Consider the following 25,830-nt stretch of genomic DNA (forward strand, 5'->3'; position numbering starts at 1 on the left):
CTCCGGCGCTGTTGCGCTCCGCTGAGGGATTCCACTACGGTGTGGTGACAGTCACCATACTGCAGCCGTTGACGTGCGGCGGGAGAGTCCCGTCCGGCACGACCGGTCGGGCGCCGTAGGAGCAATTCCTCCCCGGGAAACTCTCAGGCCCCCGCACCGCCGCACCGAGGCGAATCTGGAAAGTGGCACGGTCGTTCCCGTGCTCGCCGAAGGAGCAAGCTCCGCCCGGTCCGGGCGGGACGGAAACTCTCAGGCTGTGCAACAGATCGGGGAGGAACCAAGAAACCGCGTGGCGCGGCCGCGCAGACTTCTGGAGTTCCTCGATGACGATCACCACGGCTCGCCCCACCACCGGCCACCCCAGCGGCGAGCACACCTTCGCCGACCGCCGCCTCCCGCAGACCCTCGCCGTGGTGCTGGGCCGGGCCGAGGCCCTGGGCTTCGAGGTGGAGGTCGCCGACCTCTCCGCGGGGGTGCCCGAGGGCGAGATCTCCGGGATCGTGCTCCAGCAGCCCGGCGACGACGGCGCGGTCGTGGACCACACCGCCACCGTCGCGGTCTCCCCGGAGGACCCGCTCCTGTCCGCCCAGGACTACGCCGCCGCCCCCGGAGGTGAGCTCGCATGAGCCCCCGCGCCGGCTGATCCCGCGCGACGCCCGCACCCCGCCACACCTCCTGCCCCCGTCCGGGGGCACCACCTGCTTTGGAGCACACCATGGCCATCAGCGTCTTCGATCTGTTCACCGTGGGCATCGGCCCCTCGAGCTCCCACACCGTCGGGCCCATGCGCGCTGCCGGGCGCTTCGCCCGGACCCTGGTCGAGGACCGTCTCCTCGAGGCCACCGCGGACCTGCGCGTGGACGTCTACGGATCGCTGGCCGCCACCGGCCGCGGCCACGGCACGTTCACCGCGATCCTGCTGGGCCTGGAGGGCTACGACCCCGAGCAGGTCCTTCCCGCCCAGGTCGAGGACCGGCTCGCCGACATCGCCGCCACCGGCACGCTGCGGCTGTGCGCCGCGCTCGGGCACCGCAAGGACATCCGCTACACCGTCGAGGACATGGTGCAGCACCCGCTGACCGTGCTGGCCCGGCACACCAACGGCATGCGGTTCCAGGCCCTGGACGCCGGCGGGGGCGTGCTGGCCGATCAGACCTGGTTCTCCGTGGGCGGGGGCTTCATCGTCCGCGACGGCGAGGAGGACACCGCCGCCGCCGAGCTGGCCGCCGCCGGCACCCAGGTGCCCCACCCCTTCCGCACCGCCCGGCAGCTGCTGGACCATTGCCGGGCCACCGGGGGCAGCATCAGCGAGGTGATGCTCGCCAACGAGCGGACCTGGCGGACCGAGGAGGAGGTCCGGGCCGGGCTGCTGCACCTGTGGGAGGTGATGGAGCAGTGCAAGGACTCCGCGATCACCCGCACCGGGGTGCTGCCCGGGGGCCTGGACGTCGCCCGCCGGGCCCCGGGGTGGCACCGGCGCCTGCGCATCGAGGACCCGGACCGGGACCCGGGCTTCTGGCAGGAGTGGGTGAACCTGGTGGCCCTGGCCGTGAACGAGGAGAACGCCTCCGGGGGCCGGGTGGTCACCGCCCCCACCAACGGAGCGGCCGGCATCATCCCCGCCGTGCTGTTCTACGCCACCCACTACTCCCCCGCCGTGCGCGCCGCCGCCCGACAGGCCCCGGAGACCCTCGAGGCGACGCGGCAGGAGATCGTCGTGCGGTTCCTGCTCACCGCCGGGGCGGTCGGGGTGCTGTACAAGGAGCAGGCCTCGATCTCCGGGGCCGAGGTCGGCTGCCAGGGCGAGGTCGGCTCGGCCTCCTCGATGGCGGCGGGCGGTCTGGCCGAGGTCCTGGGCGGCACCCCCGGCCAGGTGGAGAACGCCGCCGAGATCGCCATGGAGCACAACCTGGGCCTGACCTGCGACCCGATCGGCGGGCTCGTGCAGGTGCCGTGCATCGAGCGCAACGCGATCGCCGCGGCCAAGGCCATCAACGCCGCGAAGATGGCCCTGTGGGGTGACGGCACCCACCGGGTGAGCCTCGACCAGGTCATCGTGACCATGCGCGAGACCGGCCGGGACATGAGCCACAAGTACAAGGAGACCGCCCTGGGCGGGCTCGCCGTCAACGTCGTCGAATGCTGACCCCGTCCGGGACCGCCGAGGACGGCCGCCGCAACCGTTGCGCCCACGGCATGTCCAGCACCTAAAGGAAGCCGGCGCTCCCATAGGTGTCAGGAAGCACACGGTGGGCCCCTGTCGCCGCAGCACAGGGGCCGGAACCATGGCCCTCCCGCCCGGCCTCTCCACGAGGCCGCGGAGCCCGGGGCCACCAGCTCGGCGGCGACAGGGCCGCCGGGTCCCACCACGCCCCGCCCGCCTGCTGGAGCAGCCCGCCACGCCCTCCGCCCGGTCGGGGTTCTCCCCGGTCGGGCGGAGGGCCGGGGGCACGACCGGGCCGAGACGGTTCCCCGGTCGTCACGCCCCCTCCGGCCGGTGCGGCGCGGGGATCACCCCGCGGCGAGCTGGGGGAGCACGGCCTCCCCGAAGGCGTCGAGGAAGGGCGCCTGCTCCCGGCCCACGTGGTGGAGCTGGAGCTCGTCGAAGCCGAGCGCGGCGTACTCGTGCAGCCACTGGGCGTGCCGGGCGAGGTCGGCGGAGACATTGACAGCCCCGGCGAGCTGCTCGTCCCCGACGTCCTCCCGGACCGCCTTGCGCTCGTAGTCCTGGGGCGAGGCGAGCTCCGCCATGGTGACGGGGTCGAAGACGTTGGTGCGCCACTGGTCGCGGGCGACCGCGCGGGCCTGCTCCGGGGAGGGCGCCCAGCTCAGGTGCACCTGCAGCACGGCCCGGCCGGTGCCCCCGCCCTCGCGGTACGCGTCGAGCATCCGGCGCAGGTCCTCGAGGGGCTGGTTGACGGTGATGAAGCCGTCGGCCCGGGGCGCGAGGCGGCGGACCGTCGCCGGGGTGAGGGCGGCCGCGAGCAGGGGCGGGGGGACCTCCGGGACGTCCCAGACCCGGGCGCGGTCGGCGTGGAACGGCTCGCGGCAGCTGACCTCCTCCCCCGCGTGCAGGCGGCGGACGACGTCGAAGGCCGCCTCGAGGAACTGCTGGCGCTGCTCCTTGGCCGGCCAGTCCGGGGAGACGGGCCGGTCGTTGAGCCGCTGCCCGGTGCCCAGGGCGGCCCACAGCCGGCCGGGGAACATGCGGGCGAGGGTGGCCGTGGCCTGGGCCGTGACCACGGGGTGGTAGCGCCGGCCCGGGGCGTGGACGACGCCGAAGGGCAGCTCCGTGCTGGCCATGGCCGCGCCCAGCCAGGACAGGGCGAAGCCGGCGTGGCCCTGGCGCGGGGACCACGGCTCCAGGTGGTCGGAGCACATGGCGGCCCCGAAGCCGGCCTGCTCGGCGTGGCGGACGTCGCGCAGCAGCTGCTCGGGCGGGATCTGTTCGTGGGAGGCGTGGAAGCCGATCGTCACCATGGGTCCTCCGGGTGGAGCAGGTTCGGGTCCGGGCGGGGCGCGGGCTCAGGGCCGCGGCAGGAGGTCCTCGGCGGGGGTGCACAGGTTGCGCAGCTCCCCGATGCCCTCGATCTCGGTGACGACCTCCTGGCCGTCCTGCAGCCAGATCCGGCGGGGCTTCTGGGCGAGGCCCACACCGGCGGGGGTGCCGCAGGCCACGAGGTCGCCCGGATCCAGGGTCATGAACCGGCTGAGGTACTCCACCAGCTGCACGGCGGAGAAGATCATCCGGTCGGTGCTGGAGTCCTGGCGGCGCACGCCGTCGACGGTGCACCGGATCGCCAGCCCCGCCTCGGGATCGACCTCGTCGGCGGTCACGACCACGGGGCCCACGGGGGTGGTGCGGTCGAAGTTCTTGCCCTGGAACCACTCGGAGGTGCGGCCCTGCCAGTCCCGCACCGAGACGTCGTTCATGATCGTGTACCCGGCGATCGCGGCCCGCGCCTGCTCGGGGGTGGCGTGGCGGACGCTGGTGCCGATCACGGCGACGAGCTCGGCCTCCCAGTCGACCTTCTCGGACTCCTCCGGCATGGCGATGGGGTCTACGGGCCCGACGAGGACGTTGGCGTACTTCGCGAAGACCGTGGGGTGCTCGGGGATCTGCTGGCCGACCTCCTCCGCGTGGTCGTAGTAGTTCAGCCCGGCGCACACGATCTTGCTAGGGCGCAGCACGGGGGTCAGCAGGTCCTCGGGGGCGGGCGCCGGACCGGGCTCCCCCGGCAGGGCGAGGTCGCCCCCGGCGAGGAGCTCCCCGACGTCGGCGACGGGCAGGTATTCGGTGCGCCCGCCCTCCTGGCGGAAGGCCTGGGTGGCGCTGTCGCGTCGCACGGTGCCGAGTCTCACGGGTGCTGCCTTTCTCGGGGCGGATGCCGGGCGGGGCCGCCGGGATCCGGACGGCGGGCTCCACCCGATCCTATGCGCCCGCCGGGACCGGCGGCCCGTCACGCGCAGCGCACCACTCGGATCCCGGTCGCGCTCGTGGCCGTGAGCAGCCGCCAGCGGCCGGTGTCGAGGGTGTGGACGAGCTCGAGGGTCAGCAGCTCGGCGCGGGGAGCGAGCTGGACCTGGACCCGCCACATCTGCTGGTCCACCGCCCCGACCCCGCGGTCCCGGGGCAGCCGCGCGTCCTCGGCCCACCAGGCGCGCCGCTCGTACCAGCGCACGGGCTCCTGCGCCACCCGGTAGCCCCGTCCGCGCCAGCGCACCGCCACCGGCACGCCCTGGGCGTCGCAGTCCACGTCCACGCTCTCCGTGAGAACTCCCACGGCGGCCCCTCTCTCCCTCGCTCGGCGCCCGCCCGGCGGCACGCCCTGGTCCCTGGAAGCTAGAACGCGTGTCCGACAGGCTAACGGCCTCGGGCGGTGACGGGGAACACCAGTTCTGCCGCCGGAGGGCCTCCCGGCCGCGCCACGGCATGTCGGGACCCGTCGCCGGGGTCATGGACAAGACCAGCGAAATGGATACGCTGAGACACCGGAGGACCGGTTCCCAGGTCCTCCCAGGCGCCCCTGTCCCTCGTCCCCCGCCGGAGCAGCCGGCGTCGACCCCACGGAGGTCTCCATGACCGGAACCATCACGCTGATCGCCCAGACCACGGAGAACCCGAAGGCCCACCCCGTGCCCACGCGCCCGGCCGCCCCGGAGGACGCCGAGGGACTCGCGCAGCTCTACTACTCCTCCTACGAGCAGGGCGGGGTCTCCAGCCTGGAGGAGGCGCGCGAGGTCATCAAGGGGGTGTTCGCGGGCGAGTACGGGCCCTTCCTGCCGGACGCCTCCCCCGTGGTGGTGGACGAGGACGGGACCATCGTGGCCGCGGCCCTGGTGCTGGCCCGGCGTGTCGGCGACGACCTCCCCGACGCCCCCTACATCTTCGAGCTGTTCACCGCGGCCTCCCGCCGCCGCCAGGGCCTCGCCGAGCAGCTCGTGCGCTCGAGCATGGCGACGCTCTACAAGAACGGCTACGAGCAGGTCTGCCTGCGCATCGCCGAGGACAACGCGGCCGCGCTCGCGCTCTACCTCACGCTCGACTTCAACCGCTGGATCCCGGACGGCGACTACTACTGAGTCCCCCGCATCGGCCGGCGCCCCCGGCCGGCGCGCCTCAGAGGGCGAACTCCTCCCGGAGCGGCGGCTCGACGGCGACGTCGACGAACCGTGCCCAGCGCACGGTGACCGCCACGAGGCGGGTGCTGGGCTTGCCCACGGAGCCGGGGTGGCGGGCCTCCAGCAGCGCGGCCGCCGCCCGGGCGGCAGGGCCCTCCAGCAGCGCGGCGTCCCCCTCGAGCTGGACCTCCTGGCCCGTCCCGGAGACGACCACCAGGGAGACCCGCGGGTCCGCGCGGAGGTTGACGTGCTTGCGGCTGCGCCCATTGGTGCCGAAGACCAGCGTGCCGAAGGCCGGCGCGCCCGGGACCGGCTGCTCGTCCTCCGCCGCGGCGAGGTTGATCCACGCGGACTCCGGGCACCCGGTGCCGCTGTTGGTGGCCACGACCCCGCCGCCGTGGTCGCGGACGAAGGCCACGAGCCGGCGCAGGGGCTCCGGGGCGCTCAGAACAGGCTCCGCTGCGGGACCACGAGCTCCGGGGAGTTGTTGCGCACGTTGCCGACCGCAGGGTCCACGGGGTCGAGCACCCAGCCGGCGGCGACCCGGTGCGCCTCGGCCCGGACCAGGTCCACGAGCTGCGGGGCCGCGTCCTCGCCCGGGCGCAGCCAGTCGTCCACGTGCTCGGGGGCCAGCGGGATCGGCATCCGGTCGTGCAGCTCGTGCAGCTCGCCCAGCACGGGGTGCTCGTCGGAGGGCTCGGGCGAGTCGGTGGTGAGGATCGAGCAGGACAGCAGCCAGGTGCTGCCGCCCCCGTCCCGGCCGGGCTGGAGGGCCTCCGAGTCCAGGGCCGTGCCCTCGGGCACCCGCCACCACTCGTAGATCCCGGCGAACCAGATCGTCTCGTCCGGGTCGGCCGGGTGGACGTAGTAGGGCTGCTTGCGCCCGCCCTTGCCCGGCCCGGGCTCCTTCTTCCACTCGTAGTAGCCGTTGGCCGGCACGGCGCACCGGCGGGCGCGCACGGCCTTGCGGAACGACGGCTTCTCCAGGACGGTCTCGGAGCGGGCGTTGAACATCCTCGCCCCGACCGCCGGGTCCTTGGCCCACCCCGGGATCAGGCCCCAGCGGGCGACGTGCAGCTCCCGGACCAGCTCGCCGTCGTCGCCCTCCCCGCCGGCGAGGCGCTCCAGGACGACGGGCACGTCGGTGGTGGGCGCGGTGTTGTAGTTGGCGCGCAGCCGGGCGTGGTCGGCGTCGCCGAGGCTCTCGTCGGGCACGGCCCCGGTGGCGGCCACGAGGTCTCCCACCGCCCGGGCGATGACGTAGCGTCCGCACATGATCTGCCTCCTGGATATTGGGAAGAGACTTACAAGTGCAAAGCCCCGGCGAGTGGTGGAACACTCCCGGGGCGCGGAACACGGCATTGCGGGCCGCGTTCAGGACCCAGGGTATCCAACCCTGGTCATTCTGACCACCCGTCGAGCCATGCTCCGGGTGGTCTTTTGCTTTCGTCCTCACCACCACAATCCGGCAGGACGCCCGCTTGATAGCCCTTCTAACGTCCCCAGCGCGGGGAGGACGAGGTAAGCCCGGCCAGGCCCGCCTAGATGCCCATACAAAGACACCACGGATACCGGGGGGTCTAGTTGCTGTGGGCATCTACTCCGATTGCGGAGGGCCGGACGATCGGGGCGCTTTGGGGAGAGGGCTTCAGCCTCCAGCGCCCGCAGGGCTCCGCTTCCCTTATCCCCACTGCACCACCTTCCCCACCCCCACCCATCTCCAACCCCCTAAAGGAGAACACCATGAGCGCCACCGCCACTGCCCCCAAGACCGCCACCGCCAAGGCCCGCCAGCACGCAGCCTTCTGCGACCCCACCCTTTGCACCGAAGACGCAGACGGCGTCGTCTGCCACTCCTCCGCTCCGCAGACCTTCGAGAGCAAGCTTTACGACGTGACCGCGCAGTGGCACAGGGCCTCCTACGAACGACGCACCCGAGTTGAGTTGAGCATCACGAACGAGGTCATCGTCACAAAGGAACTGCGCGTCATCATCAAGGACCTCACAGACCTCGCCGACAAGATGGACGCCCTGCGCTACTGATTTTTCGAACGACGGAAGCGCCCCCGGCAGGTATTGCCGGGGGCGCTTCTGCATGGCCGTGACCGCTATCCCGTCCTCAGGGGACGACGAGCAACGGCTGAACGTCATAAGAGCGGCCATGACTGTTCATGAACAGTGCTCCTACTGGTTCAGCAACCTGGAAGTGGGGATCGTAAGGGGCATTCCCTAATGTGTACATGACAACCTCCTTTGAACGAGAGAGCCGCCATGTCTGATAACCCCCCGAACGGCGCCTACCCACAGGGGCCCGGGTTCAACCAGCAACCCGGGCAGCACCAGGGCCAGCCCGGTCAGTACCCTCCTCCGGGTCAGTACCCGCCCAGCTACGGCCAGCAGCCCCCGCAGAAGAAGGGCAAGAAGAAGTGGGTCATCGGGTGCCTGGGCCTGATCATTCTGGCCTTCCTGCTCCTCGGCGGATGCGCTGCCCTCGTCAGCGCTGGAATCGAAGATCCCGCGCCGGCATCTAACGAGACAAGCAGCGCCCCGACTGCCGAGCGGACAGAGGACGTCCCCGCAGCCGAAAAAACTGAGGACACGACCGAAGCTGCACCCACTGAGGCCGAGCCCACTGAGGCCGCCGATGCCGAGCAAAATGCCGAGCAGCCGTCGCTGACCATGAGCCAGCAGAACGCGGTTGGCAAGGCCCAGGACTACATCGATTCCATGGCGTTCTCCCGGACCAACCTGATCGAGCAACTGGAGTTCGAGGGCTTCTCTAACGCGGACGCGACCTTCGCCGTCGACAGCCTCACCATCGACTACCAGGAACAGGCCAAGAAGAAGGCTCAGGAGTACATCGACTCCATGGCGTTCTCCCGCACGGGACTCATCGAACAGCTGGAGTTCGAAGGCTTCTCGCCCGAACACGCAACCGTTGCCGTGGACAGCACCAGCATCGACTACAACGAGCAGGCTGCGAAGAAGGCCCAGGATTACCTCGACGGCCAGTCCTTCTCTCGGTCGGGACTCATTGATCAGCTGATCTTCGAGGGCTTCACCGCTGAGCAGGCGACATACGGCGTGGAACAGACCGGACGCTGAACGCCCTTAAGCGCTGAATTTTGAAGCAAAGAAGGCCCCCGGCAATACCTGCCGGGGGCCTTCCGATTCTCTCATTAGAAGGGTGGAACAACGCCAGAATGGTGCATGAATAAACCGACATAAACCATTTGACAAGCATCATACTATTTCGACATGGAAAAGCCTGAACCGTACCTGACCGTGCCTGAAGTCGCCGCAATCCTGCGTTGCTCCGAGCACGATGTCCGCCGGCTCTGCCGCATCGGGCCTCCGTCCGGTGGCCTACGCGCGGTGAAGGCCGGGAAGCGCTGGCTCATTCCACCCAAGGCCCTCAAGGAGTGGGAGAACCGCAACATTTACCAACCCTAGATGAGTTGACCCTGCCCATTGACGGCACAAGCACCCCCGGCATAATTTCCGGGGGTGCTTGTGGGCTCTTAGCGCTCAATGGCCGAAGACCACTAATGAACTACGGACAAGCATTGTGCGGGGCCGTCGCCTCCGGCCTGATGACTGCCTGACCGAAGTTACTGTCCGAGTTGCGCCCAAATTCAGAGGCGGTCGGACCCACCACATCCTTACCAAAGGGTTGCGACTCCTTCGCCTGCGTGGAGGCAGTCCGACCCGTGCAACCAGCATTATTTCCTGTCTCCGCTAGCGCTGGGGAGGACACAGCCCCGACCACCAGTGTGGTAGATGCAGCAACTACTCCCAGGGCCTTCATCCAGCTATTCATGCTTGCCTCCGTGGTCGATGGATAACGACAGGGTTAACATAGGACCATGTCATAGGCATATACGCCGTGTGACGGCTACGAACTGGTCACGATGCCCTTGCCGCAAAGTCGATAGTGTTCTTGAACGTCGTACGGGTGCCACCGCAAGGACTCATCCTGGCGGATCGGCTGCACCCACGAACCCGGAACAAACACGTCCAAGACGCCCAGCGGATAGCCGTGAAGCCCATACCTGCTGGCGACTGCAGCCCATCCGCTGACCGTCAACACTTGCCCATATGAGCACACGGGTTCTTCGTCGCTCATTGGGCCTAGGGCTGCACTTGATCCGTCACTAATAGAACTAGGGCCTTGAAGCCTTACTTTGTTTGTCCATGCAAACCGAAGCGTTGATTCGAAAGCCAAAAGATTTGCATATAGAAATGTGTGAATGACAGGCAAATTGAAATATAAAACCCAATAGTAATCATTTGCATGCTTCGCAAGCCCACCTAGACTGAGAGTGCCGCCTGACAAGGCCTGACATCCGGTCGTGACGCTAGGTGCGCCACGGGCATCAGCAATAGGAGTTGGTCTAGGACCGACCACGTTAAAGACGAGGGTTGAAGCATGTCCAAAAATCAGGGCCTCCGCACAGGAATTAAGCCCGCCGCCCGCAGAATTGCCCTTATTTCCGCCTTAGGTTTTGCCGCTACGGCGTGCCCTCTAGCCATCGCACCAGCCGCACAAGCGGCCACCACCTGGCAAGGGTGCACAGTGGAGCCTAAGAGGCCGAACTACTCATACCATGACAAGCAAGGCAGAAAGGTTATTGATTTCCCCATTAGCGTTTCATGCAAGGGGGATCGAACGATTCGCATTCTTCAACGATTCTGGGAAGACGATCCTGATCACTGGCCCGACGATGGGAATGATCGCATAAGACCAGACCAGGACCACAGGCGAAGGTTTGAAACAGACGGTACGTATACTTTTCACGCATACCGCGTACTACCCAATACGGAGAACGGCAATGAGGAAGTATTTCATGACGTTAGTTTCCGAGTGTGCAAGGCTGACATTTGTAGTGCGGCGAGCAAGCGTGAACAAAGTCGTAATTTGAGCATTGGCAACTAGCTATCTCATTCTCGCGCAGAATGCCCTTAGCCAGCCTACTATCGCGGCGTGACGGGTGCCCCAGCCCTTTACACTGGGGCACCCGTCACGCCGCTTCCATGCGCGTTTCACCCATCCGGTCGTGGCCCAGGACTCCACTCATTCCACAACTCCCAGGCCAGTCGCTCAGCCTCCTGGGGGTCTGCGTCCTCGCCCAGAATGTGCCGCGCCCATTCCCAGGCTGAGGCGGTGAAGCACTCCCCCCGACGCTTGGCCTCCGCGGCCGCTGTTGCTCGAGCCCCCCGAAAGCGGTCCATGATCCACTCCAGGCCCAACCTGTGGTCGGCCGCCCAATACCACCGGTGGAAGTCACGGCACCACTCCTCATGCTGCGGCACGACCGGGCGTCCTTCGGCTGGGGAGAAGTCCAGGAAATCGGGAAGAGTTGGTGCTGGCGGCCTGCGCCGACGCGCCATCAGATGGCCCTCGGGCGATAGAACCCACGACTGTTAGTAGCCTGCTCGTCCTCAAGATCCGGGAGACGCATGGACGCCAGCAACTGCCCCACGAGCTTCCGCTGGTTGCGCTCCTCCACCAAGGCCGGGTGCGCCTTCACTCCTTGGGGGCTCGTGACGGTCACACCTTCTGCGTCGACGACCTCGCGGAGCTGCTTGATCCTGTCCCGACACCGTGCGGCTTCCTCGAGGATCACCGCCTCCGACTCCGTCAGCTCGAAGTCCTTCACGATGGACGCCCACAGCTTCCGCCCATCGTCGCCGAGCCCGCGCGGGGCTCGTCTTTTCTCGTGCGCGGCCTCCTGAGCCGCCTCTTTAATGTCCGGCATGGTCTTTCCCATCAATCGAATAGCTTACTTTTTACAACTAAAACCCGGAGAACCCTGTGCGCCCGTCTAAGGGCTTAGAAACTTCTCAGCTTAACTGCCCCGCACAAACACCCCTGTAAGGCCGCGAGAACAGCCTCCACAGGCTTACAGGGGGCATGTTTAAAATGACCCGGAATAGACCCAGATATTCCACGGCGTCAGGAAGGATTTTTGACTATGCCCAGGGCGACAGAATGCGCCGGGAGGAGGGGGCACGACACCCCGGTCGCTTTATGCTGATTAAGTGACGGTGGTGGGTCGGTCCTACATGGACCAACCCACCACCGTTGTGTCCCCGCCTGTATTTACGACTTTGTGTCACTAACAGGCGACTTAGCAAACAAGCCTAGAATCCCGCCTAATGCAGTGGTGGCCAAGGCAACCAATACCGTGACATCCCTCTCGGTTTCAATGGCGTCAATGATGGCATAGATTAACCTCAAAACTATGGAAAATAGACCCAAGAGCAACGTCATCCAGAGAATGAAACGAAACCAATCGTTTTTAGGAAAAAGGTCTTTTATATCATCACGCGCTTGATCATCGTTGGTCACAAGAGCCCTTACAACCGCCCTTTTTTCCTCAGGAGCAAGGGTTTCAATTTGATTGTAAGCTCGCACACAATTGTCATCAAATTGCATTTGAAGGCCACCTTCTTAACTTGATATCAAATGCGCCAGAACCTTCTGCAATTGTAAACCTCTGTCGCAGACGGTGACTATGACGGCCCTTTATATACCCATATGCATGGAAACACTTACGACACAAAACTCACGAGGCCCCAGCGCCCCGCGAGAGACTACCCGGCAAGCAGGCAAGCGTCCTCGGGGTCGACCTGGATTTGGCGGATGCCGACACCGGATCGAACCTGGCGGATCTCGAGCGGCTTGGGTTCGCGGTACGGCTTCACGTCGTCGAGGTCTTCCGGTGCTGCGATGGTGACGCCTAGCGCGTTGAGCGCACCCCATCGTCGCGTGTTGCCGTCCGTGGTGACCCAGGCTTCCCACACTCGGCGCCGGTGCGCCTCGCCGGGTTTGCAGACGAGGGGAAGCTGTCGCTCCTGTCCACCGGTGGCCCAGCCCGCGAGGGCTGCGGCGTCGAGGATCAGCGGCGTGAGCTGGTCGAGCTCGGCGGCGGCGTTGACGGCGTCCATCCACGCGGTACGCGTCTTGTTGTCCATCCGCACCACGGCCTCGGCGGGTGCCTCAGGGTTCACGATGGTGGTGGCCTTGGTGAACCGGGTGGCGGAGGCGTTGAACATGGCGGCGGCTGCCTCCCACACCTCGGTGGCGACCTGCTTGTACGCCTGGTGGGCTTCGGTGTGGATGATGTCGGCGACGGCGTTGCGGACGGAGGCGTCTTCGACGTGGCCGGCGGACTCGGCGGCGAGGGCGAGGGCGTGGAGGGTCTGGAGGTCCTGGGAGTCCCGGAGCACGGCTTCTGCGACCAGGGGCGCAATAACCCGGTTGGTGTCCTGGTAGCGGGCCCAGGAGGCGGCGATGGCGTCGAGGGGCTGGCACTCGGTGCCGGTGGCTTCGAGGACGCGGCGGGTCTTGGCGAGGTGCTGGGACAGGTGTGCGGCGGTGATGTGGCTCAAGGGGTTCTCCTTCAGAAGTTGGTGCTGTTGTTCAGGGCGCCGCCGACGATGCGGGCAAGCGCGGCGTCGTCGTTGAGGGCGATAGCGCGGGACTGCCTACGGGGTGCCTGGTAGTCGTCCAGCCCTTCGGTGTGGCGGTCCTGCTCGTCCTGGTTGGCTCCTTCGAGGGCCTGGCGGATGAGGTCTTCGACGTCGCGGCTGTTCATGCGGCGTTGTCCTTTCGGTGGTGCTCGATGGCGTCCACGAGCCGGTTGGCCAGCAGGTATGCGCCGTTGACGGTGAGGGTCAGGTGGAGGAAGCCGTTGGTGAATACGGCGATGCCGTTTGCGGTGATGCCACCGGGGCCCTCGAGGACCGCGGGCTTGGTGTAGACGTTTTCTGAGTCGATGTGCGTCTTTTCCCAGAACTTCGGGCGGGAGTAGAAGGGGCGGTCAACCATTGGTGGGGTTCTCCTGTTCTTCTGTTCGACGGCGTCGTGGATCGCGTCAGCCGCCGCGACGGCGATTTGCGCGGGGATGAAGATCCGGGCCTTGTTGTTGGCGACCATGACGCCGAACTCGGTTTCTCCAGTGTCGAAGTGGGTCCACGTGTACGACTCGACGTGGACGCGCCGCCCAAGCCTCATCCGACGGCCCGGACGATGGCTGCGGCAATGGCGACTACCCAGGCGATAAGTTCGCCGACGGGAAGGATGACAATCATGGCGCTCCTGTTGTAGGTGCCCGTCGTCGGGCATGGGGGAAGCCCCACCAGCGATGTGCGGGCGGGTCTTCCTGGTGTTGTTCGGGGGTCCTGTGTAGGGCTACGCGGCCCAGAGTCCCTGTCGGTCCCGATTGGCGTAGTTCTGCGCGGCTCCGCGTGCTGCAGCGCGCATCTCGTCGCAGAAGCCGTCCACCAGATCCAGTGGGACCCAGAGCCCCTGGTGTCCCGGGCGGTGGACCCGGATACCAGGCTGCTTCGGGCCTCCTGCTTGTAGGTCCATTCCGTAGCCGTGGGCGCGGTTCCCGCTGTACGTGTATCGGGGCTGAGTCACTGTGTCTCCTTGGTCGTGAGGTGGCGAAGCTGGCCCCGGAAGTAGTCGGCGGGTCGCGTTTCAGCGCGGCGGTCGTGTCGTTCGATAGCCCGGACTGTGCGAACAAAGTCGGAAGTGCCGGTCATGCGTCCTCCCGTGCCCCCGTGAGGTGCTGGAAGCCACCGAGGCTCGCAGCAGGGGCGAGGTGGCCTTCCCGCGTGGGGACCAGGGCTTGACCGTCTGCGGTCCACGCGAGGACGGGAAGCGTCCACCGGTCGCGGGTTGAGGGGTCTCGGTAGTAGGCACGGATGCCGGGCAGTGCGTTGGGGATCATTGGTGTCTCCTGGTCAGTAGCCGGCGGGGATGGCCTGGCAGAACGGGCACACGTGCACGGAGTCGGCGCCGTGGGGGCAGTCGGGTTGGGACGGTTTGACGGTTTCGGACGGTTTCGGCGGTTTCCGGGAGAGGGTCTGTGGAACCGTCACCCCAACCGCCCGCCATGCCCGCTCAAAGTCCCTGCGCGAATACCCCCGATAGGTGTTGTCCGGGGACTTCCCGGCCCGGATGGTGAAGTTCTTCGCGAGCAACTGGCCCAGGCGCTGGGCGGTCAACTCTTTGCCGAAGGTCGAGGCACTGCCCCACCGTTCCGGGTGGTCCTGCACCAAACGGGTCTTGAGGAACTGGGTTCCGATGAACGCGTCACCCTCCGCCTCGAAGATGTCGTGCATGTCGCGGATGAGGTGGACGTGAATGGGCATGCGATTGAGCCCCTCTGCCTTGTCACGCTGCATGGATTCGAGGTCGTGCATGATCATTTGGTCCACATGATCGGCCCAGTCCTCAGAGGCGAGCACGGCGATCCGCTTCAGCGGTAACCACCGCTCCTTGATGCGGCCCACACACCCCGAGGGAACCGGCGGACGGGTAGCCCGAACCGTGTCCCGGATGGTGTCGGCAACCTGGGCAACGCGCTCCCCCAGGTCCAGCACGTCTGGTTCGATGACCTCCCAGTCGGTTTCCTCCACGTCCCCCTCAAGGGCGGGGAACATGGTGACGGTGTGAGATCTGGAAACGGCGTCGTCGGGAAGGTTCGGAGAGTTGCCGGCCATCGCCACGGGGGCGAACGTCGACAGTTTCTTGACAGCCCACCCCTTTTCCTTATCCGGGACAAGAGTGGGCCGTGTTCCTCCTCGCTTATACCCGGAGTTGATGATGCCGATGATGTCCTCAATACCGGGTTTGTTCGGGTTGAGGGCTTTCTCTGCCTCATCAATGAGCAGTGTTGATGGCTCGGCGTCGATCAGTCGAGGAATTAACGCTGCGGAGGACACGGACGCCATCTGCACGGGATTCGGGACGAGCCGTTCCAGGTGCTCGAGAACAGTTGTCTTCCCGGAACCGGCCACGGGGGACGTGATGATCAGGCGTGGAGTTGTGTAAGTCTCTTCTGCAAGGTGTGTTGCCACCGCCCACAGGGCGATCAGGTCGAGGTCATCGGCTGAGGCTGGCATGAGGTAGGAGCCCAGGTGGTCTCGCACGGTGTCGAGCACCGCGGACAATTCAGAGACGGTTCCCGGAGGGGCCTCCCCCGGTAACCGTCCAGACCGTCCAGAACCGTCCAAACCGTCCAGCGGAGGGGAGTGAACAGTCACGCGCCCACCCCCGGCCCGCTGAGCCAGCGACGGAGGTCGTCTTGGTTGAGGTGCCGACACCGGGACGCGCGGAACGTGGTGAGGTACGGGATCGAGTGGTTTTCATCGGGGAACCAAACGCCCACCTTGACTGTGGCATCCGGACTCGACATGCTTGTATCGTCTGTAAAGGCATTTCTAGACATAAAGGCTCCCGTTCAAGGGTGTCTTAGCAACGGCCTTCGCGTGAATCTTGGCGGATGAGACGCGGGGGCCGTTTGGCTTTGCAAGGTGAGCTGTGATGGTGGCGCGCTGGCGCTCCGTAAGCGGTGGCGCTGTCGCAACGATGGACGCCACGTACTCGTCGATGGTCACGCGGCCTCCCGTCTAATTTGATCGCGGAGAAGGTTGGAGGTAGCGTGTTCACCTACCGGGTCTGCGTAAGGCAGGTACCTGGCAAGGTCGTATGCTGAGAGGCCGATCGACTGAGGATCGAACTCTCCGGCAAGGGAACGCTTCATCAGCTTGTTAGCTTTGGAACGACTGAGGGAACGGCCCGCAGCTTCAGCAATGGCGAGGATGATTTCCTCGCGCTCTTGAGGCGTGCCTGTGATCTGCATGAAGACAGACTCCTAGTGTTGAGTTATACCCCCGCTCTGATGGAACGGGGCTTGTTGTCGTAGGCGGACCAACTCCAACCGACTGCTGTCACCAGCCCGTTTCCAGGCTAGGACAAGCCGCGGACACCGCTTGCCGCTCCCCGGTTCCCCGGAACGCCATCCGCTGTGCAAAAGCATACCAGTGTTTAGTTAGCGCTCAGCGGAGCGTTGTCAAGTCAGATTGGCAATGTGACGCCAAAAGTACACACAACTGCATGAAAATCAACGCAACTACACATGTGCCTATATGCAGAAGATATTAAAGAGTTAGATATTATCTTGAATATGTATCAACATATCGTGCGCGACCGTGGCGACTTGATGTACAAAGACCTCAGTTCCCCGTTTTCCACTCGATCTTGACGGATTGAGGGTCACGGCCACGCCCGGGCCCCACGGGCATGATGGTCACCACCATGAGGGCGTCGATCAACTCACGCTTAGTCCAAATGTCCGCTGACTCCCACCGGTCCAAGGCATCCTCGCCAGCAATGGATGAACCCAGCGACGACGGAGCGTACTTCGCAGCCTGAACCCGAGCTTCCTCGAGTTGTGGGCGCAGCTTTGCGGTAATACGCGCCAACTGCTCCCCCGTGATGTTCCCCTCGGCGAACTGGTCCGCAGCAATTTCAAGCCGAGCAGCCAATGCCTTCACGTTCTCTTGCGCCTCGTCGGCCGCATCCGGGTCACCCTTCGACAGCGCAGCCAAGGCGTCGGGGCGCTGGAGCAGTCCAACCATCACGTTGTTCACTACCCCATCGACCAAAGTCATTGAGCGTCGGACCCTGGTGCACTCCCGACAGACATAGGCCTCCGGATTGGTTCCACCGTCGGGAACCCTGCTCTTCACCCGGCGCATTTTGCCGCCGCACAACCCGCACTCAGCGATCCCCGACAGCAGATGGCGGGGGCTGGTGCCCATCGACAGCCGGCGCCCCGGATCGGTGAGCAGTGCGGATAGCCGGTAGAACTCGTCCTCCGACAGGATTGGCTCCGTGGTGGACTTCCCAACGATCTCTCCACGGTGAGCCCGCAAACCGGCGTTTGTGGGCCGCAGCAGCACTTGCCGCAGGCTAGTCGAGGTCCAACGACTACCTCTCGGAGCTACTCGACCCTCGTCGTTCGCGCGACCGACGATCGACCTCAAAGATTCGCCCGCCAGGACGCGACGGGCGCAGTCCTGTATGAACTCCGCATTGTCCGGATCGCGTACATCCCGGGAACCAATGGTGCGCCCTTCCTCGTCTAGGACCGGGACGCGCTGGTACCCGAACGGCACCAATCCGTGGGGTGAGCCCTGTTCCGCTCTTTGCTCCAGGGCTCGCTTCACGCGCCTGGACAACTGGTCTGTCTCGTGGCGGGCCACGCTGCCTTTGATGCGTGCTGTCAATCAGCCCTGGGGCGTCGACAAGTCGATCTCGCCGCCGATAGAGGCAAGCGCCAGGCCGTGTGCGTCTGCGAGGTCGATAACGTCCTCAAGTTCGCGGGGCGTTCGCGTGAGCCTATCGACGTCCCACGTGAGGAGGGCGTCCACCTTGCTGGCCCTGATATCGGTAAGCATCCGCTCGTACTCGGGGCGGCGCTTGGATCGGGTGGCGGAAACGTCGTTGTCGATGAACTCGTCCACAACGGTCCATCCGCGGGCCTTGGCTGCGACTCGACAGTCTGTGAGCTGCCGGTCAACACCTATCCGCTGCTCCTCGGAGTCCTGAGAAATTCGCGCATAGATGACGGCTCGCATGTAGAAGATCCTATCCCCTACTTGACACTCCTGGTCTCCCGTGTGCTCTGCCCGGCGGCGGCCGGGCTCAGTCGCTCAGCGGCCCGTACCCCAGGTACTCCGAGTACATGCCGTACACCTTCCGGATCCCGCGCTCGACGTCGGCCACGGTGGTGCCCGGGCGCAGGTCGTCGACCGCGCCCGCGGTCGTGGGGTCCCACTCGAGGTCCAGGGCGGCGTAGACGTCGGTGAGCACCGAGCGGATGGGCTCGGAGTGCTCCACCACGAGCACCGTGCTGAAGTACCAGGCGCCCGCGACCACCCGCTGGGCGGTGCCCGCCAGCTTGACCTTCCGCGCCGGCGACGGCGCCGGGTGCGTCCCGTGCACGCTGTGCTCGCCCGGGCAGTACTCGCCGGGGAGCTGCCCGACGTCGGCGTCGACCTCGAGCTCCTCCAGCGCGGCCACGAGCATGTCGCCGAAGAGCCGGTAGCGGTCCTGGATCCCCGTGGCCGGGTCCTCGGCGGGCTCGACGTGGTCGACGACCAGGCACCCCCCGTGGTAGGCGGCCGCCCGCCCGCCGACCTTGCGGACTAGGGGCGTGAAGCCGCTCTCGCGGGCGGCGCGGGCCGCGTCCGGGAACCCGGGGCGCAGCTCGTCGCGGCGGCCGAAGGCGACCGTGGGGGCGGGCTCGTAGAGGCGCAGCACGGGTCCGGTGCGGCGGACGTCGGTGAGGAGGCTCATGGCGCTGTCGTAGTCCTGCTGGGCGCCCAGGGACTCGCGCTGGCGGATCAGTTTCATGCTGCCCTCAGTGTAGTGGGGGCCCGGGACGCGGTGATCCCGCGACGATCCCGCTCTCGTGGAACCACCGGCCCAGGTCCCGGGCGCTGACCTCGACCATCTCGTCCCAGCCGACCGCGGCCTCGTCGGCGGCGTCGGAGACGTGCTTGACCATCCGCAGCCGCACGCCCAGGTGGCGGCAGGCCACGGCGATCGCGTAGCCCTCCATGTCCACCAGGTCGGCGCGGGCGGCCAGCGCGTCCCGGATGGGCCCGCCGGCCACGAAGGAGTCGCCGGTGGCCAGGACGGGGCCGTCCCCGCCGAGCTCGACGACGTTGTCGATCGTGAACCCCGCCGCGCGCAGCAGCTCCTCGTCCACGTCCCGGTTGAGGATCCGGGACGGCTCGTGCACCCCGTTCAGCCCGTCCTTGAGGGCGCCGGCGCTGCCGATGTTGAGCACCAGCAGCTCGTGGCGGAGGGCCGGGTCCGGGCAGCGGCTCAGGATCGCCTCGGTGGCGCGCACCGCGGCGGCCGACATCCCCACGCCGGTGAGGACCAGGTCGATGTCGGAGGGGAAGTACTTCGTCTCCAGGGGGTGGGCGGCGAGCACGAGCAGTCGTTCCATCGGACCCAGTCTAGTCGCCCGCCTGCCGCCCTGCGCCGAGTCCCCGGGCCGGTCGCAGTTCCCCACGATGGATCCTGGGGACTCGGCGCCGCCCTGGGGACTCGGCGGTGAGAGCCCCGAGCGGCCGGGGCCCGGCCACCGGGGCGGGGTCAGCGGGAGAACAGACCCGCCAGGAGCCGGTCGGAGGCGTCCTGCGCCTCGGGATCGGCCGCGCCGCCGGTGACGAGGAGCTCGTCGGCCCCGGTGGCGGCCAGCAGCCGCTCCAGCGCGCCGGACACCGCGGCGGGCGTGCCGTGCACCGAGGTGGCGAGCGAGTCCTCGACGAGGCCGCGCTCGCGGTCCGGGAGCGCGGCGAGCTCCGCGGCGCCGAAGGGCTCCAGCGGCGGGAACTCACCCCGCGTGCGGGAGAGCGCCAGCGCGCGGGCCTCGGGCAGCAGCAGCGCCCGGGCGGCGCCGGGCGTGTCCGCGACGGCCACGTTGGCCGAGACCACGACGTAGGGCTCCGGCCACCACCGCGACGGGCGGAAGGCCGCCCGGTAGCGCTCGAGCGCGGCGCGGCCGCCGCGGGACCCGTCGCGGAACACCGCGGGGCCGCCGAGCACGACGGCGAGGCCGGCCCGCGCCGCGACGTCCACCCCGGAGCCGGTGGCGAGCACGAAGACCGGGGTGGCGGCGCGGTCCTGCGGTCGGGCCGTGATCGGCGCGTCGCCGGCGAGGAAGGACAGCAGCTCCGCCAGGTCGGCCTCGAACCGCTCCGCGGCCTCCTTGTCGGCGCGCAGCGCGCTCCGGACGGCGGACGTGAACCCGAGGGAGCGTCCCACGCCGAGGTCCACGCGCCCGGGGTGCAGCGCCTCGAGGGTGGCGGCCTGCTCGGCGACCACCAGGGGCTGGTGGTTGGGGAGCATCATCCCGCCCGAGCCGACGCGGATCGTGCGGGTGCGGGCGGCCACCGCGGCCATCAGCACCGCCGGCGCGGAACCGGCGATGCCGGGCACGCCGTGGTGCTCGGCCACCCAGAACCGGTGGTAGCCGAGGGCCTCCGCCCGCGCCGCGCGCTCGAGCACGCGGCGCAGGGCGTCCGTCTCCGAGGATCCGTGGCGGGAGTTGGCGCGGTCGAGGAGGGACAGACGGACGTCGGGAAGGGCCATGGTCCGCACAACCGGGGCGGCGGCGGGAGCATTCCACCGCCACGGGCGCCCCGGTGCAGTGCGGCTAGCGCCGGGCCCGGACCTGGATCCGCCCGTCCTGGACGCGGGTCTCGTAGCCGGGCTGCGAGACGGTCGCCGGCCCCCGCACGACGGCGCCGTCCGCGAGCCGGAAGGTGCTGCCGTGCCAGGGACAGGTGACGCAGCCGCCGTCGATCGTCCCCTGCCCCAGCGGGCCGCCCATGTGGTTGCAGACGCTGTCCAGGGCCTCGATCCGGGTGGCGTCGCGGACGAGCAGCACCGAGACGCTGCCGGCGGGCACCACCCGGTGGCCGCCGGCGGCCAGGTCGGCGTCGGCCAGGACGTCGGTCCACTGCCGCGGACCCCGCCGCCAGGCGGTGCGGTTGACGTTGACGCCCCGCACGAAGACCAGGTGGCCGCCCAGGTAGCCCCCGCCCATGACGCAGCCGTAGCCGGCCAGGGCCAGCGCCTTGCCGGCGCCGCGCCGGCCGCGGGCCCGGGCGATGAGGGAGGCGGCGTAGAGGCTGAGGGCGGCGCTGTTGGCGGTGGCGTGCACCAGCCCGGTGCGCCGGTCGGCGCCCTGGGTGTCGGACCAGTCGTTGAGCCCGGCCACGGCGGTGGGCACGGCGGCGGCCGCCCCGGCACCCACGAGCAGGTCCGCGGCGCGGGCCGCACCGGGGCCTCCGGCCACGTCCAGCATCGCCGCCATGGTCCACGCGCCGATCGGGATGTCGGTGAGGAGGGGGTGCAGCGGATGCCCGATCACCGTCCCGCTCAGGACGTTGCGCACCGGAGCCGGACGCACCGCACGGCCCACGGCCCGGGCCAGGGGCTCGGCCACCTGGTCCAGCGCCTTCCACGTCTCCACGCGGGCCACCAGGTCCTCGAGCAGTTTCACGACCGCCTCCTCCGCGCCGGGACCGGCCCCCGCCAGGGGCTCGGCCACCGCCTCCAGGACCGTCCAGTCTCCCACCGCCGTGCGCGGCAGGACAAGGACGCCCCGGTGTGTGAAGGCCGCGTCCCGGCCTCAGTCCGCGCGGGCCAGGGCCTCCTCGGCGGCGACCCAGCCGAGCATCGCGCACTTGACCCGGGCCACGAACCGGGACACCCCGGCGAAGGCGGCGGCGTCCCCGAGGACCTCCTCGTCGGGGGCCACCGAGCCGCGGGAGCGCAGCAGCACCCGGAAGGCCTCGATGAGCTCCTCCACCTCCGGGCGCGTCAGGCCCGGGGCCGTCTCGGCCAGCACCGAGGCCGCGGCCATGGAGATGGAGCAGCCCTGGCCCTCCCAGCTGATCCGCTCGACCACCGGCTCCGCCCCCGGCGCCGCGGGGGCCAGCTCCACCCGCACGGTGATCTCGTCCCCGCAGGTGGGGTTGTACTGGTGGGACTCCCCCGCCCCGTGGCCCGGGGCGGGGTCGGTGAGGCCCTCCCCGGCGCGGCGCCTGGCGTGGTCGAGGATGACCTCCTGGTAGAGCCCGTCGAGCCCGCTCACCGGGCACCCCCGAGACGGAAGTAGGCCCGGACCCCGGCGAGCTCGGCCAGGAACCGCTCCACGTCCTCCGTGGTGTTGTACAGGTAGGCGCTGGCCCGGGTGGTCGCGGTCAGCCCCAGGGCCCGGTGCAGGGGCTGGGCGCAGTGGTGGCCCACCCGCACCGCCACCCCGGCCACGTCCAGCACCTGGCCCACGTCGTGGGCGTGCACGCCCTCGACGTCGACCGCGGCCAGGCCCACCCGGTCCTTCCCGGGCGGCGGGCCGACCAGCCGCACCCCCTCGATCCCGGCCACGCCCTCGGCCAGACGCTGGCCCAGGGCGTGCTCGTGGGCGGCGATCCGCTCCATCCCCACCTCCTGCAGATACGTCACGGCCGCGGCCAGGCCCACGGCCTGGCTGATCCGCTGGGTGCCGGCCTCGAACCGGGTCGGGGCCGGCAGGTAGTCGGCGCCCTCCATGGTGACCCGGGTGATCATGGAGCCGCCGGTGAGGAACGGCGGCATCGCCGCGAGCAGCTCCGCCCTCCCGTACAGCGCCCCGATGCCGGTGGGCCCGCACATCTTGTGCCCGGAGAACACCGCGAAGTCCACCCCCAGCCCCGGGAGGTCCACCGGCAGGTGCGGCACCGACTGGCAGGCGTCCAGCACCGTCAGCGCCCCCACGCGCACGGCCAGGCCCACCAGGGCCGCCACGTCGGTGAGCGCCCCGGTGACGTTGGAGACGTGGGAGAACGCCACCACCTTCGTGCGCTCCCCGATCACCTCGGCCGCGGCCGCGTAGTCGAGCAGGCCCGCCTCGTCGACGGGGATCCAGCGCAGCCTCGCCCCGGTGCGCGCGGCCAGCTCCTGCCACGGGATGAGGTTGGCGTGGTGCTCGGCCTCGGTGGTGACGATCTCATCGCCCGGGCCCAGGCGGAACCGGGCCGCGTCCGCACCGCCGCGCCCGGCGGTGGCGTTGGAGAACGCGTAGGTGATCAGGTTGATCGCCTCGGTGGCGTTGGAGGTCCACACCAGCTCTGTCTCACCCGCGCCGACGAACCCGGCCACGACCCGCCGGGCCTCCTCGTAGGCGTCGGTGGCCTCCACCGCCAGGGAGTGCGCCCCGCGGTGGACGGCGGCGTTGCGGTGCAGGTAGAACTCCCGCTCCGCGTCGAGCACCGCCAGCGGCTTCTGCGAGGTCGCCCCCGAGTCCAGGTACACCAGCGGCACACCCCCCACGCTGGTGGTGCTCAGCAGCGGGAAGTCCTCCCGCAGCGCACGAACCTCGGCATCGGTCAGGGGCGGGGCGGTCAGCGACGGCACGGTGAAGTTCCTTTCGGGGGTGGACGACGATTCTATGCCGCGGACGGCCGCGGCGTCCCCGCCCCGGGCTTCCCGGTCCCCCGCGGATCTCGGCGTGCAACACAGCACGCGGACCACGACACATTGCTTTGCGAATGGGAACAACATGGTAGTTCTCTACCAGGACGTCCGGTCGGTGGGGCCGGGCGCCGGGGGGAGCAGGAACTGGGAAGCATGGAGCACTCGAGCGCCGGGCGGCCGGACGCGGAGCCGTCGCGCGGGGGCGGCGGCAGGACCGGCGAGCTCGGCGCGCCGGCGAGCACCCAGGGCGGGCGGCCGCTGCGGCGGGTCGCCCACGGGGCACGGCGGTTCCGGACGCAGGCACGGCACGCCCCGCGCACCCGGCGTCGCCGGCCCCCGCGTGCGGCGGGCCACCACGCCGGGCCGCCGTCGCGGGGTCCGGCCTGGCGGGCGGCGCCCGCCTTCTGCCTCGTGCTGGTGGTGGTGCTGCACCTCGCCTCCGCGCTCGCCGACCGGGCGCTGCTGCCCGTCGCCCTCCCGCACCTGCCGGGCGCGGCGGCGCCCCCGCGCGGGGTCGAGGCCTCCGACGGGCCCCTGGGCACTCCCCCGGCCGTCACCCCGTCGGAGCGCTACCGGCTGCACCCGTCCCCCGATCCGGACCAGGCGGTGGTGGCGTACGACCCCTGCCGGCCGGTGCACTACGTCGTCCGGCCCGACCACGCACCGGAGGGCTCGGAGGAGCTCGTCGCGCAGGCCGTGACGGAGGTGTCCGCGGCGACGGGGCTGCGCTTCGTCCACGACGGACCCACCACGGAGGCACCGGGCGACCGGCGGGACACCTATCAGCCGGGCCGCTACGGCAAGCGGTGGGCGCCCGTGCTCATCGCCTGGTCGGAGCCCGGCGAGAACCCCGGCCTGGCCGGCGACGTCGTGGGGCTGGGCGGAAGCTCGTACGCGAAGGCACCCGGCGGAGCGCTCGTCTACGTCGCGGGCCAGGTGACGCTCGACGCGCCCGACATGGCGAAGATGCTGCAGCACCCCGGCGGCACCGCGCAGGTCCGCGCGATCATCATGCACGAGCTGGGGCACGTGGTCGGGCTGGACCACGTCGACGACCCCACCCAGCTCATGCACGCCGACAACGTGGGGGTGACCGGCTTCGCCGACGGCGACCGGGCCGGGCTCGCGCGGTTCGGGGCGGGGGCGTGCGTGCCGCAGCTGTGAGACCGCGCCGGGGATCCCCCCGTCGCCCGGCCGGGCCGCTTAGGATCAGCACACCGCCGCACCACGTGCGCCGGCGCGGCCACCACGACGAGGAGCACGATGAGCGACCCCGAGGCCTTCTTCCTGGACAAGTCCGACCCCGGTACCTGGCAGGCCCTGAACGAGGTGGCCCGGGCCGTCCGTGCCGCCGCCGAGGACGCCGGGATCTCCCGGGCCGTGACGGAACTGGTGGGCGTGCGGATCTCGCAGCTCAACGGGTGCGCCTACTGCCTGGACCTGCACACCCGTCTGGCCGTCAAGGCGGGGGCCAGCCACCAGCAGCTGGCCGTGCTGCCCGCCTGGCGCGAGGCCGCGGTGTTCTCCGACCTGGAGCGGGCCGGGCTCGCCATCGGCGAGTCCGCCACCGTCCTGCCCCAGGACGAGTCCCGGCTCACGGAGCTCGCGGCGGCGCGGGCGGCGCTGACCGACGCGCAGTACTCCGCGCTGCAGTGGGCGGCGGTCGCGATGAACGCCTTCAACCGCGTGTCGATCCTCAGCCGCCACCCCGTCCGGCCCCGCGGCTGACCTGCTCCGCCGGATGCGCCCGGTCCGGAGGACCGGTCGGGGCGGGCGGGGCGCCGCGCCCGGTGTGCGAGGGTGGGGTCCATGGAACGCCGCCCGCTGCACGACCGCCGCCTGACCTATCCCGAGGTCGGGGCCACGGCCGGTGCGCTGCCGCCCGGCTACCACCACCTGGTGCGGCACCGGACGGTGGGCACGGGCGAGGCGGCCTTCCGCACCGCGGCCGACCGGCTGATGACCTGGGACCTGCACCGCCGCGCCGGCATCGGCGTCGACCCGGGCACCCCGCGGGCCGCGGACGGCACGCGGGTGCTGCTGCGGCTGGGCCGGGGACCGTTGAGGATCACGGCCGCGTGCCAGGTCGTCCACGTCCTCGACGAGCCCCGCCGGCGGGGCTTCGCCTACGGCACGCTGGACGGCCACCCCGAACGGGGCGAGGAGCGCTTCTGCCTCGAGTGGCACGACGACGACGCCGTGGTGCTCACCCTCACCGCGTTCTCCCGCCCGGCCGCCTGGTGGGCCCGCGCCGCCGCGCCGCTCGCCCGGCGGGTCCAGGACCGCGTCACGCAGCGCTATCTGCACGCGCTCTGACCGGCGAGCGCCGGGCCGGCAGCACTTCCCCGGCAGGCCTCCTGCCCGGTCAG

The 25,830-nt window shown here is 69.1% G+C and carries 29 protein-coding genes and 1 riboswitch; of the genes, 9 read left to right on the forward strand and 20 right to left on the reverse strand.

The window, feature by feature from the left end; all coding sequences use genetic code 11:
* Nucleotides 1–69 precede the first annotated feature (69 nt).
* A riboswitch (glycine riboswitch) is annotated at nt 70–169 on the forward strand.
* 154 nt (nt 170–323) lie between these two features.
* Nucleotides 324–626, forward strand: coding sequence for a hypothetical protein (locus ACYSMR_RS01500; RefSeq protein WP_461748054.1), 303 nt, complete (start codon nt 324–326; stop codon nt 624–626).
* A gap of 89 nt (nt 627–715) precedes the next feature.
* Nucleotides 716–2,146 (forward strand): L-serine ammonia-lyase, encoded by a 1,431-nt coding sequence (locus ACYSMR_RS01505; protein ID WP_461747150.1) that lies wholly within the window; start codon nt 716–718, stop codon nt 2,144–2,146.
* A 365-nt stretch (nt 2,147–2,511) separates the two neighbouring features.
* Here ACYSMR_RS01505 and ACYSMR_RS01510 read toward each other — a convergent pair whose 3' ends face one another.
* The 3 genes from ACYSMR_RS01510 to ACYSMR_RS01520 form a co-directional block, all read right to left on the reverse strand.
* Nucleotides 2,512–3,480, reverse strand: a complete 969-nt coding sequence (locus ACYSMR_RS01510) for a TIGR03885 family FMN-dependent LLM class oxidoreductase (protein WP_461747151.1) — start codon at nt 3,478–3,480, stop codon at nt 2,512–2,514.
* 45 nt (nt 3,481–3,525) lie between these two features.
* Nucleotides 3,526–4,362, reverse strand: a complete 837-nt coding sequence (locus ACYSMR_RS01515; protein ID WP_375142379.1) for a fumarylacetoacetate hydrolase family protein — start codon at nt 4,360–4,362, stop codon at nt 3,526–3,528.
* Nucleotides 4,363–4,460: 98 nt separating this feature from the next.
* The gene (locus tag ACYSMR_RS01520; protein WP_251333372.1) at nt 4,461–4,784 is read right to left on the reverse strand and encodes a DUF6504 family protein; all 324 of its coding nucleotides are present in this window, start codon (nt 4,782–4,784) and stop codon (nt 4,461–4,463) included.
* Between the two features lie 295 nt (nt 4,785–5,079).
* Here ACYSMR_RS01520 and ACYSMR_RS01525 point away from each other — a divergent pair, with 295 nt between their 5' ends.
* Nucleotides 5,080–5,583: a GNAT family N-acetyltransferase gene (locus ACYSMR_RS01525; RefSeq protein WP_251333373.1), complete on the forward strand. Its 504-nt coding sequence runs from the start codon at nt 5,080–5,082 to the stop codon at nt 5,581–5,583.
* Between the two features lie 37 nt (nt 5,584–5,620).
* Here the strand turns inward: ACYSMR_RS01525 and ACYSMR_RS01530 are convergent, their stop codons facing one another.
* Both ACYSMR_RS01530 and ACYSMR_RS01535 read right to left on the reverse strand, forming a co-directional pair.
* Nucleotides 5,621–6,040 (reverse strand): pyridoxamine 5'-phosphate oxidase family protein, encoded by a 420-nt coding sequence (locus ACYSMR_RS01530; protein WP_251333374.1) that lies wholly within the window; start codon nt 6,038–6,040, stop codon nt 5,621–5,623.
* A gap of 26 nt (nt 6,041–6,066) precedes the next feature.
* Nucleotides 6,067–6,897: an SOS response-associated peptidase gene (locus ACYSMR_RS01535; RefSeq protein WP_461747152.1), complete on the reverse strand. Its 831-nt coding sequence runs from the start codon at nt 6,895–6,897 to the stop codon at nt 6,067–6,069.
* 468 nt (nt 6,898–7,365) lie between these two features.
* Here ACYSMR_RS01535 and ACYSMR_RS01540 point away from each other — a divergent pair, with 468 nt between their 5' ends.
* From ACYSMR_RS01540 to ACYSMR_RS01550, 3 genes are all read left to right on the forward strand, one after another.
* Nucleotides 7,366–7,665: a hypothetical protein gene (locus ACYSMR_RS01540; protein ID WP_461747153.1), complete on the forward strand. Its 300-nt coding sequence runs from the start codon at nt 7,366–7,368 to the stop codon at nt 7,663–7,665.
* Nucleotides 7,666–7,893: 228 nt separating this feature from the next.
* Nucleotides 7,894–8,727, forward strand: a complete 834-nt coding sequence (locus tag ACYSMR_RS01545; protein ID WP_461747154.1) for an Ltp family lipoprotein — start codon at nt 7,894–7,896, stop codon at nt 8,725–8,727.
* Nucleotides 8,728–8,880: 153 nt separating this feature from the next.
* On the forward strand, nt 8,881–9,075 hold the full coding sequence (locus tag ACYSMR_RS01550; protein ID WP_461747155.1) for a helix-turn-helix domain-containing protein: 195 nt from the start codon (nt 8,881–8,883) through the stop codon (nt 9,073–9,075).
* A 1,937-nt stretch (nt 9,076–11,012) separates the two neighbouring features.
* Here ACYSMR_RS01550 and ACYSMR_RS01555 read toward each other — a convergent pair.
* The 15 genes from ACYSMR_RS01555 to ACYSMR_RS01625 form a co-directional block, all read right to left on the reverse strand.
* A complete protein-coding gene (locus ACYSMR_RS01555; protein WP_461747156.1) occupies nt 11,013–11,393 on the reverse strand; it encodes a terminase in 381 nt (126 codons plus the stop codon).
* A gap of 332 nt (nt 11,394–11,725) precedes the next feature.
* Nucleotides 11,726–12,061: a hypothetical protein gene (locus ACYSMR_RS01560; RefSeq protein WP_461747157.1), complete on the reverse strand. Its 336-nt coding sequence runs from the start codon at nt 12,059–12,061 to the stop codon at nt 11,726–11,728.
* A gap of 158 nt (nt 12,062–12,219) precedes the next feature.
* Complete coding sequence (locus ACYSMR_RS01565; protein WP_461747158.1) at nt 12,220–13,017, reverse strand: hypothetical protein; 798 nt, start codon at nt 13,015–13,017, stop codon at nt 12,220–12,222.
* A gap of 11 nt (nt 13,018–13,028) precedes the next feature.
* A complete protein-coding gene (locus ACYSMR_RS01570) occupies nt 13,029–13,223 on the reverse strand; it encodes a hypothetical protein (RefSeq protein ID WP_461747159.1) in 195 nt (64 codons plus the stop codon).
* Entirely contained in the window at nt 13,220–13,564 is a 345-nt protein-coding gene (locus ACYSMR_RS01575) for a hypothetical protein (RefSeq protein WP_461747160.1), read from the reverse strand. The genes ACYSMR_RS01570 and ACYSMR_RS01575 overlap by 4 nt, the downstream gene beginning before the upstream one ends.
* 812 nt (nt 13,565–14,376) lie before the next feature.
* Nucleotides 14,377–15,579, reverse strand: a complete 1,203-nt coding sequence (locus ACYSMR_RS01580) for a DUF3631 domain-containing protein (protein WP_461747161.1) — start codon at nt 15,577–15,579, stop codon at nt 14,377–14,379.
* A 452-nt stretch (nt 15,580–16,031) separates the two neighbouring features.
* The gene (locus tag ACYSMR_RS01585; protein WP_461747162.1) at nt 16,032–16,280 is read right to left on the reverse strand and encodes a hypothetical protein; all 249 of its coding nucleotides are present in this window, start codon (nt 16,278–16,280) and stop codon (nt 16,032–16,034) included.
* A 373-nt stretch (nt 16,281–16,653) separates the two neighbouring features.
* Nucleotides 16,654–17,685 carry a recombinase family protein gene (locus tag ACYSMR_RS01590; protein ID WP_461747163.1) on the reverse strand — a complete coding sequence of 344 codons (1,032 nt, stop codon included), beginning with the start codon at nt 17,683–17,685 and terminating at the stop codon, nt 16,654–16,656.
* Nucleotides 17,686–17,709: 24 nt separating this feature from the next.
* Nucleotides 17,710–18,060, reverse strand: a complete 351-nt coding sequence (locus tag ACYSMR_RS01595) for a recombinase family protein (protein WP_461747164.1) — start codon at nt 18,058–18,060, stop codon at nt 17,710–17,712.
* A gap of 67 nt (nt 18,061–18,127) precedes the next feature.
* Nucleotides 18,128–18,838 carry a lipoate--protein ligase family protein gene (locus ACYSMR_RS01600; protein ID WP_251333376.1) on the reverse strand — a complete coding sequence of 237 codons (711 nt, stop codon included), beginning with the start codon at nt 18,836–18,838 and terminating at the stop codon, nt 18,128–18,130.
* A gap of 7 nt (nt 18,839–18,845) precedes the next feature.
* Nucleotides 18,846–19,442, reverse strand: coding sequence for a nucleosidase (locus tag ACYSMR_RS01605; protein WP_461747165.1), 597 nt, complete (start codon nt 19,440–19,442; stop codon nt 18,846–18,848).
* A 149-nt stretch (nt 19,443–19,591) separates the two neighbouring features.
* Nucleotides 19,592–20,590, reverse strand: a complete 999-nt coding sequence (locus ACYSMR_RS01610) for an MsnO8 family LLM class oxidoreductase (protein WP_461747166.1) — start codon at nt 20,588–20,590, stop codon at nt 19,592–19,594.
* A 64-nt stretch (nt 20,591–20,654) separates the two neighbouring features.
* Entirely contained in the window at nt 20,655–21,581 is a 927-nt protein-coding gene (locus tag ACYSMR_RS01615; RefSeq protein WP_461747167.1) for a Rieske (2Fe-2S) protein, read from the reverse strand.
* Between the two features lie 54 nt (nt 21,582–21,635).
* A complete protein-coding gene (gene sufU / locus ACYSMR_RS01620) occupies nt 21,636–22,100 on the reverse strand; it encodes a Fe-S cluster assembly sulfur transfer protein SufU (protein ID WP_251333380.1) in 465 nt (154 codons plus the stop codon).
* A complete protein-coding gene (locus ACYSMR_RS01625) occupies nt 22,097–23,401 on the reverse strand; it encodes a SufS family cysteine desulfurase (RefSeq protein ID WP_461747168.1) in 1,305 nt (434 codons plus the stop codon). The genes sufU and ACYSMR_RS01625 overlap by 4 nt, the downstream gene beginning before the upstream one ends.
* Nucleotides 23,402–23,614: 213 nt before the next feature.
* Between ACYSMR_RS01625 and ACYSMR_RS01630 the strand changes: the two genes are divergently transcribed.
* The 3 genes from ACYSMR_RS01630 (at nt 23,615) to ACYSMR_RS01640 (ending at nt 25,777) form a co-directional block, all read left to right on the forward strand.
* Nucleotides 23,615–24,625 carry a matrixin family metalloprotease gene (locus tag ACYSMR_RS01630; RefSeq protein ID WP_461747169.1) on the forward strand — a complete coding sequence of 337 codons (1,011 nt, stop codon included), beginning with the start codon at nt 23,615–23,617 and terminating at the stop codon, nt 24,623–24,625.
* Between the two features lie 99 nt (nt 24,626–24,724).
* On the forward strand, nt 24,725–25,189 hold the full coding sequence (locus ACYSMR_RS01635) for a carboxymuconolactone decarboxylase family protein (protein WP_461747170.1): 465 nt from the start codon (nt 24,725–24,727) through the stop codon (nt 25,187–25,189).
* Between the two features lie 81 nt (nt 25,190–25,270).
* On the forward strand, nt 25,271–25,777 hold the full coding sequence (locus ACYSMR_RS01640; protein WP_461747171.1) for a DUF1990 family protein: 507 nt from the start codon (nt 25,271–25,273) through the stop codon (nt 25,775–25,777).
* Nucleotides 25,778–25,830 lie beyond the last annotated feature (53 nt).

It is taken from the genome of Kocuria sp. U4B (genome assembly GCF_054875615.1).